Source organism: Rhodococcus sp. W8901 (assembly GCF_013348805.1).
Classification (GTDB): Bacteria; Actinomycetota; Actinomycetes; order Mycobacteriales; family Mycobacteriaceae; genus Prescottella.
Map to the genome: position 1 here is coordinate 5,540,782 of NZ_CP054690.1, position 15,013 is coordinate 5,555,794.

A 15,013-nucleotide genomic window follows, 5' to 3' on the forward strand; every position below is an offset into this window, starting at 1 on the left:
GATGGAGTGAAGGCGGCGACCGTCAGTCCCACACCACGAACACGACGCGTTCGTGTCCGGACACTGCAGGGATCCGGCAGTACTCCTCGCCCGACATCGGACGCCAGTTGACAGTAGACATCGCAGGTAGAGCCCAGGATCGCGTCGAACCGCGCTAGTTAGACCAGCGTCGCGTTTCGCTAATCTTCGCTGCAAGTCGACAGGAGTGTAGGTTCCGGATCTACTTGTCCGAGCCGCCTGGGATTTCCGAGATCTTCCGCGACACTTGTCCACGAAATTCCGTGCGAAGATGTCCCTTTCCACAGCCCTGGTCCGAGTCGAAGCCAGGTCATCGCGGCCAGGCTGACTCTCGGTCTCCACCGTCACCTTTTCGCAGCCCAAGTAGCGCGTAATTCGGGGGACACTGCCCCTAGAAAAGGAGGTGACTGACGATGGGTGACACCTTCTGGTTCCTCCCGTTACCGTATGAGACCCTGCGATGGCCGGCCGCGACCTATCCGTGCCTGGTCGACTTCCAGCGCAGTTGCTTCCCTGGGTAACGCACAGGCGGGCCAGCGAGGTTTGGATTGCTGGCCCGCTGTCATGCTCTCAGTTGTTGGTGACGACGAGGTTGTCGCCGACCTGGCTCGGGTTGGAAAGGATGCTGGCGAGGACCGGCGCGAACTTGACGTAGCGGAATCCGTTTGTGTCGACGCCATTCACCATGCCGACGATCTTCGTGGTGCCGTACATGTAAGCAGGACCGCCCGAGTCACCACCGTTGGACGAACCACACGATCAGATCCGGGTCGCATTCTGCGAGCAGCCCGAGAATCCGCTCGGCTTCGGAAACCGCCGGGTCGACGCATGGCACGGCGTCGGCTGCGGTGGACGTCGGGGTGACGGTGATGGCGAGACAGTATTCGCTGTCGGAAGCTCGAGCCGGAGCCGCGTAGACAGCTATTTCCACTGGTAGGTGAAGCGGATGTCCATCCAAATCTTCTGTTCGACCACCTCCGAGGTCTAGCCTGACCTGACAGGGTCGGGACGGTCAGGCACCCCCCAGGGGTTTGCACATGATCCCTAATGGCTGGAAGTGGGGACTCCCCTTGCCGCGGGAGTGGCGTCGCACGATCTGGGCCGTGATCCCATGTGACCTCGGCGGACACTGCACCTGACTGGAAGTGAACTCGGATGGACCCATACGGGATTTGGTTCGGCCCCATCGGCAACCTGTTGGACATCGTGAACTACTGGCTGACCTACGGGCACCTGCCCGGCTGAACGCCTGGAACAACGACAGCGGGCCAGCATGATTCGATTGCTGGCCCGCTGTCATGCGCTCAGTTGTTGGTGACGACGAAATTTCAAACCCATTGAGAGTGCACTCGATTCAAGAATCCGGAGTCGGCTCGCTGGCTTCGCGGGGTGACGGCCTGGTCCTCATGCTTGGTCTGGGTCGTAATTTCAGCTAAATTCTTGGGCCGCCTGGGGTTGCGCTGCCGGGTGTAGGTGCGTTCCATCTGCTCGAACGGTGCAACACGGCGGCGAGTAATAGAGTGACGAGACCTGGCCCCGATTGTTCTTGGAGGTCGCCGTGATCGATTTCGTTCGCCGATCGGTCGCCTGCGCGGCCATCGTGGCCGGTTCGGTTCTGGCGCCGGCGGCCGTCGCCTCCGCCGCGGCCACCGTTCCGTTCCAAATCGACCCGGCGCCGTTCGGAAACCCGAACGGCAGCTTCGACGTACCCGCGTTTCGCTGCGTGGCCGTGGTCGGCGAACAGTCCGGGACGGTGACGATCACCGGCCCGAAGGAGGGCCGGTGGGGATGTCTACTTCCGTCAAACGTGCACTGGCTGAACCTGTCTAGCGGAGCCTCCGGCTCCGCCCAGATGTCGGGCGGCTTGGACGGACGCCCGGCAGCGGTCCTGCCGACCGGGACCGGGCAGGTTGTCGTCGCCGTGGTAATCGATGGCAGCACGATCATCACACCGGGCGTCGCAGCCGTCTACGTTCCGTAGACGACTGCCCCGCGGGCCCGGGACGACGCGCTGGTCTCCACTCACCAGGTTCGGAGACGCCCGAACCGACTGACTTCGTAACGGCTTTCGCGATGTGTCTCAGGAACCCGCCTCATACTCCTCACGTCCTCTCGACCGCGGAACAGTCCCTCGCTGACCAGAGGAAGCCCGAAGCTATCGATTCCGGCCGCCGGAGGCCGGCTGGCCCGAACCGATCTGCCGGAACCGGCCCGAAACTCCTGGCCGAAACTGGTTCACCCGAATCCTCGAACCGATTACCTGCCACCGGGCGCTGTCCTGTTTGACGATGGTCTGTCAGGACGGTGTGCGACGGTTCAGGACCGGCTGCGGCCCGGGCCGCAAAAGCGCGAGGCGCATCGGCTGGTGCCTGGGCCGTGGTCATCGTTCAGTCCTCGCCTGGGCCGACTACCCGCAGCCCCTCGGGTGGCACCTCCCGGACGATGAACTTGTCGTCGATGTCGGTCACGATGGCCACATAGAACACTGGCCGGCCGTCGATTTGAACGTGGCATCCGATGTTGAAGCCCAGGAGTCGGGGGATCCGCTGGAGGACTGGTTCGCCGCCCACGATGTCGCCGTCGGGGTGCAGCCGTGCAGCCTCGGCCAGAATGGCTCGCTGCACGACGTCTCGGTCGATCAGGTCGTCGTCATCGGTCAGCATCGAGAACGATACCGGTTCAGTGCATACGAACGGCACCTCGAGCTTCATCGGTTGCGACACTCCGTCCTGTGGTGCGGGAGGGACGTAGGGTGCGAACGTGATGCGGTACGCCGCGATCGGCCGATGGGAGCCACGGTCGATGACGAACGTCCAGTAGCCGTTGTGTGTCGGCACGGTACCGCGCAGCGCTGGTCCCCCGCTCGAGGTCGCGCCCAGGAACTCGTCGTAGCCGAGAAGTTCAGCGTGCGTTCCATGTTCGGCGTCGCGGGTGTGAGCATGAACCTCGGCCAGTTCGACTTCGAACAGAGACACCGGGTAGCGATACTTCCACCCGGCGATCTGGGCGTGGAACTCCCTGAGGGCGTCAGTATCCAGATCGTCTGCGATCCAGTGCGCGATCTCGCGTGTGGTCACTTCCTCGATGGGACGGACGGGTTCCGGGAATCCACGAAACACTCCGTCCTCGTCGACGCTGTCCGCGAACGATTCGAAGTCCATGTTCGCGATCGACAGGTTGTTCTCCACGCCACACATCTCCGAGGGAATGACGCGGAAGGTTCTTCCACGAGGCCGTTCCGGTTCGTCGGGCCCGGTGTAGACGGCGACGATGGGCATCTCGGGGTTCTTCACCGTCTCGGCGTCGACGAGAAACACGTAGTAGGGCGGCGGTTCGCCGATTGCCTCGAGAAGTCCGTCGACGGTCAACCCGTCGTACTCCGGATTGTCGACGCAGGTGAGGTAGGCGGCGAATTCGGTGTCGCCTTCCTGCGGTACCGGAGCCATGGCTGCTACGGCAATGTCCCGCCAGGCGGCGTCGTCGCTGAAATCTGTACGGATGAGCAGTGACTCGTCCTCGAGATGGTCGGCAAGGACTCGTCCCGTTCCGAGAGTGGCGAGCACCTCCGCTTCGCGGCGATCGTGCTCCTCGATGGCTAGTTCGGCCGTGATATCAGCGGGATCGCGATCAGGTGGGTCGACTGGAACGATCGAGTCCACGATCCGAACACAGTCGTCCCGGTTGATCTCCTGGTAGCTGCGGATTTCGTATGTCCAGTCACCGATGGACTGGCGGTAGCGTTCCGGTGTCGAATCGTTCGGCCACTCGGCTTTCGGTTCGCCGATCGCTGTCACCCATCGGCGCAGTGTGAACTGTGGCGTATACCCGCTGATCGACAGACTCAGTTCGCCGGCGCGAGCATCGCCGGATTGAGGCTGCACGTTTGTCGTCATCGGCAGCCACGTCGGAAGCGCCTGAGGAATCCCGGCCAGAACGCGCTGACGTTCCTCGTGCTCGCGGTGGAATTTCGCGATGTCGTCCTCGGCCGGGCGTGACGGGCCTGTCCATGTGAACAACGTGGGCTCGAATGCGTCGTCCAGGCTGGGGTTTTCGAGCTCCATCCAGTCCTCGCCCTGCTGCCACCGCACTGCGATACCGAGTTCCGCGTCGAACACGTAGGTGACCGTTTCGTTCGCATGCTGGTCGAGGGCGCTCACCTCCCAACCGTCGCGGCCACGAACGCGGACTGCTCTGGGTGCACTCGGTCCGACGAATCGTTGGTCGTCGAACCCGCGAGTTGTCTTGGCAGGAAACACGCCGTAGGCGCGTAGAAGAAGGGACGGCGAGCCAGTACCCATGGTTGCGTAGATGGTGTTGGGGGACTTGACGGCGTGGACCATAGTGCCGTCCTCATCGCGCGACCATCTGTCGGTGGTGTTCTCGATGAAAGTGGGCTCACCGGAGTCGTTCTCGTAGCGCCAAGCCTCCTCAGGCGCGTGCCACACGCGTTCCCGAGATCCGTCTGGCCGGTGGACAGTTCCGCGAGCGGTCCGTCCCATCGTGCCGTAGTTCGAGCCTCGGACCTGTTCCCACGTCGGCGTCATGATCGGAACGTACCCGACGGTATTCTTCGTCGTTTATTGGTGTCCGTACTGCACGCTACAGGGCGACCTTCGAGCTACAGGAGCGATGATCTGCCGCACCTTCGGTCCGAGGAGCACGCTGCCCGCATCCGCTCGCTGGGACTCCCGGAGGTGGTCGTGCGCATCGCCCTCGAGGGGGGGCGAGACCGTGCACCCGGTTCTGCAGAACATGGCCGACTCTGTTTGGGCGCCAGCCTGGTCGATCGTCGAGCGGCACCCCTAACTCGTGCCGTTGTGGAGCAGGGGCACCAACGCGGTGCTCGCCGCGACCGACGGCACCGTGCACTGGTGGAGCGCTCACGTCTGCGCCTACCCTCGAGGCCCGTCGCCGCGGCTCGGGCACCGCACTCACGTCTGTCGTGAGTGCGGGCGCCGTCACCTACGCGCCGCCGTACACCGGACCGGCGCCGCAGCGAGACCGGTGGGCGGGCGGCTTCTCGAATCGGCCGCCACAAAGCGGACCGGCCGGTACGGTCATGCGGCATTGCTCCTCCACAGACAGGACATCTTGTATGAAGCGCACCACCCGACTACTCGCGGGAGCGTTCGCCGCCCTGGCCATGACCGTGGGGCTCACAGCCACGACGACCAACACCGCCGCGGCGGTCGGCACAGACGCAAGTCCACGGGATTACCAGCCGTACGATCCGGCCACAGTCAGCTCGGTCCCCATCGCGTATCCCGGCATGTTCATCGATTTCACCGGCGACATGAGTCCCAAATCTGCCACAGATACCGCGTTGAAATACTGGGGTAAGTACTGCACGCTCGGCGTCGTCGGAACCGATTCGGCAGGCCGAAAGATCGGAATCACCGCAGGTCACTGCAACGAAGCGCAACTGGTGCCGGACCCCGCGAATCCTGGACAGCTCAAAAAGCCCGGACTAGACGCGAACCTGGAACCGTGCACCACCAGCCAGGCGGCCTGCACCTATCCGGACTACCCCAAATACCCCGGTGTCAAACCCGGCACATCCGTTACGAACAACGATCACCCCGTTTACGACTTCAACGCCGTCAAGTATGCGCAGAAGAACAATAAGCCACAGGTGAACCCCATCGGATGGGTCCGTTGGGTAGATGCGAATGGTCTCCTGCCGGACGGCGAGCAGAACCTGGAGACAACCACCGACTACATGGTCATCGAGTTCGCCCCCGAGGTCCAGCTGTCGAGTCAGGTGAGGGACAAGGACGGCAATGCCGCTCGCCAGTCAGGCGGGGGTCTCTTCAAGGTCAATTCGATCTACAGCGGTGCCGGCGGGGCTCCTGCCCTGCCTCCGATTGCCATCGGGCTCAATACTTCCACCTGGATCGAAAACTACGGCGCACGCTCTGACCGCACCCCCGACATCTTCTCGGTCGGGGTTAATCGAGGGGCGGTAGGCGCGGTCAACAACGGCATCATCCGTTCCTACGCCGCCAATAAGAACGGCGATTCCGGCGGGCCTGTTGTTATGAACGGCACCGGCAAGTGGGTCGGAATCACATTCAGTGCGGTTCCCGGACTTGTGTCGCCGTACAGCTCCACGTCCGCCAAGAACATCCTCGACAACCTGAACTCGCGCAACGACGTCGGCAGCGGCTTCGTCATCACCAACAACTGACATCTAGTGTCGCCATGAGCCCCGCAGGACCGCGTCCGGGCCTGCGGGGCTCGTCGCTGTAGCGGCGGCGAGCTGACGACTGTGATGTTCGCGGTCGTCGTCGAGCCGGGCGAGCCTGGATGGGTCTCGCCGGTTCGGGCACCTCAACGAGGCCCTGCCACTTCGGCCTTCTTCGATATCCGTGCAGCCACAACAGATTGAGTCGTTCGACCTTCCCAAGACCCGTGAAGATCTCGTATCGCCATTCGACAGCCGCACACGCCGAGCGGGTCTTGTCCGCCTGCAAGGTGAACTTTTCATCCAGCCGCCGCGGATTCCGCACACCCCATAGGGTTACGGCGCCATCAGCATCGGTAGACAACAGGTCCGGCACGTGACGGAACTTGCGCGGCTCCGTCCAGCGCAGCTCAACCGGTTGCGCAACCAGCCAGGTGATCGAAGACAGCCGATCGAGTCTGCGCAGCAAATCGTGCTCAAGCCCGGACTCGAGCGCGAGGTGCCCACCCGTGGTGGTCGAGAAAGCGGTCGAAGGCAGCGATTCGGTAGATCGGCTCGCTAAAGTAGCGTCGCGTTTCGCTAATCTTCGCTGCAGGTCGACAACAGACAGAAGAGGCTCCGTCGGGGAGTACGCCGCAGCCCGCGCAGACGTAGTGCTCGTCAAGGCCTCCCGCGGGGCCCGCCTTGACGAGGTCGCCGCCGCGCTCACATAACTCGTGAGCGCGAGCTTCTTCAGGCTACGGCGCCGGCGCGGACATCTTGCCGCTGTTTCGTTCCGCGTATGCCGCTTCCGAACGCAACCCCACGGGCGGCATATCGTCCGCATATCGAAAATTGCATACGCGCTGGCAACACCGCGTTGTCTTGACTTTCGGCATGTCCTACAGAGACCTGGGTTTGATCGACAGCGAAGTGATCGCGGAGCGACGCGTCCGAGCGCTCGACGATTCGTCACCCTCGGCCGTCCCGACCACTGGGGTCAGAGTTTTCGGATGCGGTCACGACGAAGCCGTTTTGTTCCGCGAGATGGGAACCCGCCTCGGGATAACGCCAAGCATCACCGAGGAAGCGATCAGTGAAACCAACGCTGAACTGGCGCGTGGCAACCGATGCATCAGCGTGAGCCACAAGACGCAGATCGACAATTCCACGCTGCTGGCGCTGAGCCGAGTCGGAGTGGAGTACATCTCCACCAGAAGCGTCGGGTACAACCACATCGACGTGGAATTCGCGGCGAGCATCGGCATCTCGGTCGGCAACGTCGACTACTCGCCCGACAGCGTGGGCGACTACACACTGATGTTGATGCTGATGACCGTACGCCACGCGAAATCAATTGTCCGCCGCGCCGATACGCATGATTACCGGCTGAATGACACGCGCGGCAGGGAGCTGCGCGACTTGACCGTCGGGGTGATCGGAACAGGGCGCATCGGCACAGCAGTCATCGACCGGCTGCAGGGATTTGGCTGCCGCGTGCTGGCACATGACAGCGGGCCTCACGCCTCCGCCGACTACGTTCCGCTCGATGAACTGCTGCGGCAGAGCGACATTGTCACGCTCCACACTCCACTCACCGCGGACACACACCATCTCCTCGATCGCCAACGCATCGACCAGATGAAGCACGGCGCGTACATCGTCAACACGGGTCGCGGACCGCTGCTCGATACCGAGGCCCTCCTCTCCGCATTGGAGAGCGGCCGGTTGGGCGGCGCGGCGCTCGATGTCGTCGAAGGAGAGGAAGGGATCTTCTACGCCGACTGCAGGAACAGGCTCATCGAGAACAAGGCCCTGGTGCGGCTACAGCGCCTGCCGAATGTGCTGATCAGTCCGCACTCCGCCTACTACACAGACCACGCCCTGAACGACACCGTCGAAAACAGCCTCGTCAACTGCCTGAACTTTGAAAGTGGGAGAACAGCATGAGCAGATTGAAGGTCGGGGTCATCTTCGGAGGGGCTTCCGAAGAACATCCCGTCTCCATCAAGTCGGCGCGAGAGGTGGCAAGAAGTCTCGACACGGAGAAGTACGAACCGTTCTGGATCGGCATCACGACCGGCGGCGAGTGGAAGCTCTGTGACGGCCCCGACGCGGATTGGGAGAATCGCAGCGCCCGTCCCGCCGTGCTGTCACCCGATCGAAGTGTGCACGGCCTGCTGGTCATGGAGCAGGGGGGCTACGAAACCGTGCGCCTCGACCTCGTCTTCCCCGTACTTCACGGCAAGCTCGGCGAAGACGGCGCGATCCAAGGCCTGTTGGAGCTCGCCGGCATCCCCTACGTCGGCTGCGACATCCAGGGCTCGGCTGTGTGCATGGACAAGGCCCTGGCCTACATCGTGGCCAAGAGCGCGGGAATCGCCACGCCGAGCTTTTGGGTTGTCGCGGAGAACGAGAAGGTCGACGCCGATCACCTTCGCTATCCGGTCTTCGTGAAGCCGGCCCGTTCGGGTTCATCTTTCGGCGTCAGCAAGGTCACCCGAGAAGACGAGCTGCCGAACGCGCTGAGCGCGGCGCGACAGTACGACTCGAAGGTCCTGATCGAAGAAGCCGTGGCCGGCAGCGAGATCGGCTGCGCGGTCATGGGTGAACTATTCGGCCTGATCACTGGGGAGGTGGACCGCGTCGACCTCTCGCACGGATTCTTCAGGATCCACCAGGAGGACTCACCCGAAACCGGATCGGAGAACTCGACGTTCATCGTTCCCGCCGACATCTCCGACGAATCGCGCCGGCTCGTCCAAGAGACCGCCAAGGCCATCTACCGCACCCTGGGCTGCAAGGGACTTGCCCGCGTTGACATGTTCCTCACCGACGACGGACGGGTGGTCCTCAACGAGGTCAACACCATGCCCGGCATGACGTCGTACAGCCGGTACCCGCGGATGATGGCCGCCGCGGGACTGCCGATCTCCGACATGATCGACCGGCTCATCTCGATGACAATGCACGGGAAGAAGCGATGAACGACGACTTCGTCTACGTCGACGACTGGGTGCCCGGAGTCCGCTGGGATGCCAAGTACGCCACGTGGGACAACTTCACCGGCAAACCGGTAGACGGCTACCTCGCGAATCGAATCGTCGGCACCCGGGCTTTGTGCGCGGCCCTCGAGCAAGCACGCGAGAAGGCAGCTTCCCTCGGCTTCGGATTGCTTCTCTGGGACGGCTACCGTCCTCGACGCGCCGTCGACAGCTTCCTACGCTGGTCAGAACAGCCGGAGGATGGCCAGACGAAGCAGCGACACTATCCCAATATCGACAGACCCGAGATGCTCGAAAAGGGATACGTGGCAACCCAGTCGGGCCACAGTAGGGGCGGCGCCGTTGACCTGACGCTCTATCACCTTGCGACCGGTGAACTTGCTCCTATGGGTGGCGACCACGACCTCATGGACCCGATCTCACATCATCGAGCGCGAGGAATCAAGCCAATCGAGTCCAAGAATCGTGAGCTTCTTCGTTCCATCATGGAGGACTGCGGATTTGATCGGTACGACTGCGAGTGGTGGCACTACACGCTGAAACGCGAACCATATCCAGATGTCTACTTCGACTTTCCGATCACGTGATGGGTCTCCATTGTGTCTCGCAGTGGGGGCGTTTGGCGAACAACGACGAGGTCGTGATGCGGCGCACCGGCCCATCGGGGCTGGAGGTCTTCTTGCGACACACCGATCCATCGAAACTGTACGACTGGGCCTCCGACGGATACCCCTCGAGCGAGGAGTACCTGTTCTGGTCCCGCAAGGTCTGCGGCTTGGCGTGTCTCCAGTCGCTGCTCCACGGCTGGACTGACGTCCGACTGTCGATGGGCGAACTCCTTGCGCTGGCCGTCGAGTGGGGTTGCTATGTGGTGGAGCCTTCGGGCAAGGTCCACGGCCTGCTCTACAGGCCATTCATGGCGTGGGTCAGCACACAATTCGGATTCGACTGCCAACTGGTCGAGCACACCCCGATTCAGGTATCGGCCCGAGAGCTGCGGCCCGGGCAGGTCATGATCGCTTCGGTATCACCCGAGATTCGCGATCCCAACACCTACGAGCCGCGACGAGGAGGCCATCTTGTGCTGATCTATGCAGTCGATGATGGAGTGGTGCGGTTTCATAACCCGTCGGGCTACTCCCACAATTCAGACTCTGCATCGCTGCCCATGCATGTGTTCGAGCGGTTTCATGCCAACCGAGGAATCTTGGTCAGAGGGGCATCGTGATGCTGGCTGGCGAACCCGCACCGCGCGTCGTTGTCGCGGGCGGCCATTCGGCCGGGCACATAGAGCCCGCGATGAACTTCGCCGACGCGCTGAGCCTGCTGGAGCCCACGGCCGAGATCACCGCGCTCGGCACTGTCCGTGGCCTGGACACCACGCTCATCCCTGCCCGCGGCTATTCGCTCGAACTTATCCCGCCCGTGCCACTGCCGCGCAAGCTGAGCCGCGACCTGCTGCACACGCCGGGCAGACTGCGCGACTCCGTCCGGGCGACCGGAGCCGTACTCGACCGCGTGCGGGCCGAGGTCGTGGTGGGCTTCGGGGGCTACGTGGCCATGCCCGCTTATCTTGCCGCACGCCAGCGGGGAATGCCGATCGTCGTCCATGAGGCGAATGCCCGGCCTGGAGTGGCGAACCGACTGGCGGCCCGGATGACGACCCACGTATTTACCGCCGCGCCCCGTGTCCACCTGGCTCACGCCAGCGCGATCGGCATCCCGCTGCGGCCGGCGATCACCAGGCTCGACCGGGCCGCGCTGCGCGAGGCGGCTCGGCAACGGTTCGGCCTGCGCCTGGACGAGCCGGTACTGATGGTCACTGGCGGTTCGCAGGGAGCTCAAGCGATCAACGCCGCCGTGGCCGGCGCTGTAACAGCGTTGCGGGCGGCCGGCGTGCAGGTGCTGCACATCACCGGGCCACAGCGCATGGTCGAGCCGCCCGACGGCAACCCCGGCGACCCGCCCTACGTCGTCGTCCCGTACGTCGATGAGATGCAGTACGCCTACGCCGCAGCCGACTTCGCGATCTGCCGCTCGGGGGCGATGACGTGCGCCGAACTCGCCGCTGTCGGCTTACCGGCCGCCTATGTGCCGCTGCCGCTGCGCGGCGGTGAGCAGCGCTTGAACGCCGAGGCGGTCGTTGCTGCCGGCGGGGCAGTGATCGTCGACGATGCCGATCTCAACGCAGGATGGATCGAAACCACTCTGATCCCGCTGCTCGCCGATACCGAGCGGAGAGCGGTGATGTCGGCTCATGCGTTGGCAGCCGGCGCACCCGACGTGGGCTCGCTGCTGGCCCGGCACGTGCTTACGGTCGTCGCTGAGCGGCGGGCAGTCGCACTGCTACGGAGAGCCCGCCGGCAGCTCGGGGGCTGAGCGTGAGGGATCCGTCGTGTGCCTGCGTGATGCTCTTGACGATCGCCAGGCCAAGGCCCACCCTCGCATCGTCCCCGCGGGTGCGAGCAGTGCCGCGCTGAAACGGCTCGGTGAGTGTCGAGACCAACTGTGGACTGAGCTTGTCGCCGGTGTTCTCGACCGTGAGCATGACGGACTCGGAGCCGATGGCGGTGCTGATCTGCACGCTGCCGTGCTCGGGGACATTGTGGACGATCGCATTGTGCAGAAGGTTCGTAGTCAACTGCAGCAAGAGTGCGTGTGAGCCGATGACCGGCGCGATGTCCCCGGAGGTCTCGATGCTGACGCCGTGCTTCTCCGCGAACGGGAGGAGTGTCTCGGCGGCTTCTTCCGCGATGAGCGACAGATCGACGTCTTCTCGGCTGAAGGACCGTTGGTCGGTACGGCTGAGCAGGAGCAATGCCTCGGTGAGCTCGATCGCCCGTGCGTTGACAGCGCGGAGGCGTTCGTCGAGCTCGCCGCCGTCGCGGTTCGGATCGTTGCGGGCGACATCGAGAAGGGTTTGTGTGATCGCCAGCGGGGTGCGCAACTCGTGGGAGGCGTTGGCGGCGAATCGCTGCTGCGCGGCGTCTCGTGCTTCGAGCCGTGCGAGCATGGCGTCGAAGGCATCGGCAAGTTCACGGAACTCGTCGTTGCGTCCCTCCAGTTCGATCCGGTACGACAGCGAGCCACTCCCCGCCTCCCGCGCGGCGCGCGTAATGCGCGCCAACGGGGCAAGCATTCGGCCCGCGAGAATCCAACCACCCACAAGGCCGAACACCAGCAAGAACCCGAGCGCCAAGATCGCTGCCGGGACAAACACCACGGGACCGAAGTTGCTCGGGTCGAAGACCCGGGCAAAGTCGGCCAGAGCAGGGAATTGGAAATTCGTGGACCGCCCTCTCAGCAGGAAAACCCAAACCGCCGCAAGGAGCAAGACACCAGCGAGCATGAGGAACCCGGCATAACTGAGAGTGAGTTTGAGGCGAACGCCCAACCCAGGCGCTCTATCCACCGTCGCCCCCGCCTCTGGCGTCCGGTTCGGTATCGATGCGGTACCCGACCCCCGGCACCGTGGCGATCAGCCACGGTTCGCCGAGCCGCTTGCGCAACGTCGAGACCGTGATGCGCACGGCATTCGTGAACGGATCGGCGTTCTCGTCCCACGCCCGCTCCAGCAACTCCTCGGCGCTGATCACACCGCCCTCGGCAGCGACGAGAACTTCGAGCACCGCGAACTGCTTCCGGGTCAGCGCGACGTACCGGCCGTCCCGGTAGACCTCGCGACGGAACGGGTCCAGCTGCAGACCAGCGATCTCCCGCACGGGCGGCCTGCTGTGCGCGCGCCTGCGGTCGAGGGCCCGGAGACGGAGCACGAGCTCCTGCAGCTCGAAAGGCTTGGTGAGGTAGTCGTCGGCACCGAGCTCGAACCCGGAGGCCTTGTCGTCCATCCGGTCCGCGGCAGTGAGCATCAGGATTGGTATGCCGCCACCGGAAGCGACGATGCGCTGGGCGATCTCGTCACCGGAGGGGCCGGGGATATCACGGTCGAGGACGGCGATGTCGTAGGCGTTGACGCCCAACAGATCCAGGGCAGTGTCCCCATCACCGGCGATGTCGGCCGCGATCGCTTCCAGGCGCAGCCCATCGCGGATGGCTTCCGCCATGAACCGCTCGTCCTCGACGACCAACACACGCATGCTCGCCATGTTAGGCGGCCGCGTATATCGCCGGCGTATCAAAAATCGCCTTCGGGCTGGCAACAGCGAGCAGTATGGGCCAGACCGCAGCACGACCGAAGACCAGCAGGACTCCCAGACCGACCATTGTCGGCCTGGTCCTCGTCATCTTCGCTATGACCGTCGGGATCGTCGTAGACCGGTCGGCATCGCCATCGGGGACGACTGGACCTGGTGCAGTGCAGGTCTGAGGTAGCACCAGAGATACGCGGACCGATGCCGATGGCGACATGACTGAATCTGACGGAGCCCTCCCCCGACGGCGCGACAGTTGATCGCCTCCCCACCACGGGCGAGGTCTTCTGCGAGGTCCCCGAAGGTGGCTATCTGATAGAGGTCAATGGCCGTGGGTTCGTCAACTACGGCTGGCCCGAACCACTAATCCAGGCGATGTGTGGCGGATCCGGCTGCGGCCCAACGATGGAACCGCACCGCAGCCGGGTCAGATGTGGGACATGCCCGGATACGGGATCCCCGAGGACAGCCCGCTCCCGAGCCCACAGTGGAGTCGGTGGAATCGGATGAGCCGAAGTGGATCACGGTGTCCGGGCCAGGAAGCGTCAGCCGCACGGTCAAACCGTCCGAACTTTGAGCCGAGTCCGCCGAGAGGGAACGTCGGGCATGGGGCGGCGGTGACCCAATCCCCGAACTGCTTGAGTACGACGGCGGACAGCACCTCGCCAAGTACGACCGCGCCCTCGTGCTCGCACTCATCGACATGGACGACACCCGGCTACGCGAGGTCGCGCGATGGTGCGTCACCAAGGCGTACAAGTTCGCTGGCCTCCCCGACCGACCCTGGACCGCACCCGCATTGGCGACGCTGCACGCCGGTGATCCACTGCCATCGCCGTTCGCCGACCCGGCCACAGCATCCGCACACTTCGAGGCCGAGCGCCGACGAGAAGCGCCGGACCGTGTGAGTAACAGACAGGGCGTGATCTACTCCATCGGGGAGTTCGACCCGTTCGACATGGGTCCGATCAGCCGTCCCGCGTTTTGCGCTCCCCACGATCTTCGCGGCCGCAAAGCCGGACCCGAGGCAGGCCGCGTTCGAGGCGCTTTACGGCGCCTCGGTTACATACCAGGAAGATGCACGCGAACTGCATGGCCAGCTCCGGGCGGCATTCGGGATCGCACCCGGCCAGCCGTAACCGGTATCAGCGAGTCAACGCAACTGGACCGGAGACAACCTCACCTGCTGGTCATTCGGGATGCGTCCGTCTCATCGGATCACAAAACCCCAGGTTCTTGTCTCAACATCTCAACATGTCCGAATTCTGTCTCAAGATTCGGTGTCTGCGGCAGTGTAGGTTCCGGATCTACTTGTCCGAGCCACCTGGGATTTCCAAGATGATCTTCCACGACACTTATCTACGAAATTCCGCGCAAAAATGTCCTTTCCCACAGCCCTGGTCCGAGTCGATGCCAGATCATCGCGGCCACACATACTCCCGGTCTCCACCGTCACCCTTCCGCAATCCCAAGAAACCACCATCGCGGCCGCCACAGGCACTCGGTGCCGGTTCCTGCCACCCCTCCGGGTCTCCGGCAGCCCTGCGATCGGCGCAAACATCGGCTTCCGGCTATGGCGTGGCGGCGCGCGCTCGAACCGACGCGCTCAACTCCGCCATCCACATCGTCACCTCGCGCAAACACGAACACTCCGCACCGGCCGTGCGACATCACAG

The 15,013-nt window shown here is 63.8% G+C and carries 11 protein-coding genes; 7 read left to right on the forward strand and 4 right to left on the reverse strand.

Annotation, left to right across the window (positions count from 1 at the left end; genetic code table 11):
* Positions 1-588: 588 nt before the first annotated feature.
* Complete coding sequence (locus HUN07_RS25835; RefSeq protein WP_174914087.1) at positions 589-732, reverse strand: hypothetical protein; 144 nt, start codon at positions 730-732, stop codon at positions 589-591.
* 847 nt (positions 733-1,579) lie between these two features.
* Here HUN07_RS25835 and HUN07_RS25840 point away from each other — a divergent pair.
* The gene (locus HUN07_RS25840) at positions 1,580-1,999 is read left to right on the forward strand and encodes a hypothetical protein (protein ID WP_174915023.1); all 420 of its coding nucleotides are present in this window, start codon (positions 1,580-1,582) and stop codon (positions 1,997-1,999) included.
* 406 nt (positions 2,000-2,405) lie between these two features.
* Here the strand turns inward: HUN07_RS25840 and HUN07_RS25845 are convergent, their stop codons facing one another.
* Entirely contained in the window at positions 2,406-4,175 is a 1,770-nt protein-coding gene (locus HUN07_RS25845; RefSeq protein ID WP_174914089.1) for a DUF6924 domain-containing protein, read from the reverse strand.
* Between the two features lie 938 nt (positions 4,176-5,113).
* Between HUN07_RS25845 and HUN07_RS25850 the strand changes: the two genes are divergently transcribed.
* The 6 genes from HUN07_RS25850 (at position 5,114) to HUN07_RS25875 (ending at position 11,565) form a co-directional block, all read left to right on the forward strand.
* Positions 5,114-6,205 carry a hypothetical protein gene (locus HUN07_RS25850; RefSeq protein ID WP_174914091.1) on the forward strand — a complete coding sequence of 364 codons (1,092 nt, stop codon included), beginning with the start codon at positions 5,114-5,116 and terminating at the stop codon, positions 6,203-6,205.
* An 873-nt stretch (positions 6,206-7,078) separates the two neighbouring features.
* Positions 7,079-8,131: a D-lactate dehydrogenase VanH-O gene (locus tag HUN07_RS25855; protein WP_063856707.1), complete on the forward strand. Its 1,053-nt coding sequence runs from the start codon at positions 7,079-7,081 to the stop codon at positions 8,129-8,131.
* A complete protein-coding gene (vanO, locus tag HUN07_RS25860) occupies positions 8,128-9,168 on the forward strand; it encodes a D-alanine--(R)-lactate ligase VanO (RefSeq protein ID WP_063856714.1) in 1,041 nt (346 codons plus the stop codon). The genes HUN07_RS25855 and vanO overlap by 4 nt, the downstream gene beginning before the upstream one ends.
* The gene (locus HUN07_RS25865; RefSeq protein WP_063856778.1) at positions 9,165-9,773 is read left to right on the forward strand and encodes a D-Ala-D-Ala dipeptidase VanX-O; all 609 of its coding nucleotides are present in this window, start codon (positions 9,165-9,167) and stop codon (positions 9,771-9,773) included. Before vanO ends, HUN07_RS25865 begins: the two co-directional genes overlap by 4 nt.
* Positions 9,774-9,805: 32 nt before the next feature.
* The gene (locus HUN07_RS25870) at positions 9,806-10,414 is read left to right on the forward strand and encodes a hypothetical protein (protein WP_147283483.1); all 609 of its coding nucleotides are present in this window, start codon (positions 9,806-9,808) and stop codon (positions 10,412-10,414) included.
* Positions 10,414-11,565, forward strand: a complete 1,152-nt coding sequence (locus tag HUN07_RS25875; protein WP_174914093.1) for a UDP-N-acetylglucosamine--N-acetylmuramyl-(pentapeptide) pyrophosphoryl-undecaprenol N-acetylglucosamine transferase — start codon at positions 10,414-10,416, stop codon at positions 11,563-11,565. The genes HUN07_RS25870 and HUN07_RS25875 overlap by 1 nt, the downstream gene beginning before the upstream one ends.
* Here HUN07_RS25875 and vanS-O read toward each other — a convergent pair.
* Together vanS-O and vanR-O are read right to left on the reverse strand one after the other, a co-directional pair.
* Entirely contained in the window at positions 11,498-12,598 is a 1,101-nt protein-coding gene (vanS-O, locus tag HUN07_RS25880) for a vancomycin resistance histidine kinase VanS-O (RefSeq protein ID WP_070064533.1), read from the reverse strand. The two genes, HUN07_RS25875 and vanS-O, sit on opposite strands and share 68 nt — an antisense overlap.
* Positions 12,591-13,283, reverse strand: a complete 693-nt coding sequence (gene vanR-O / locus HUN07_RS25885; RefSeq protein WP_077043363.1) for a vancomycin resistance response regulator transcription factor VanR-O — start codon at positions 13,281-13,283, stop codon at positions 12,591-12,593. The genes vanS-O and vanR-O overlap by 8 nt, the downstream gene beginning before the upstream one ends.
* Between the last annotated feature and the right edge of the window lie 1,730 nt (positions 13,284-15,013).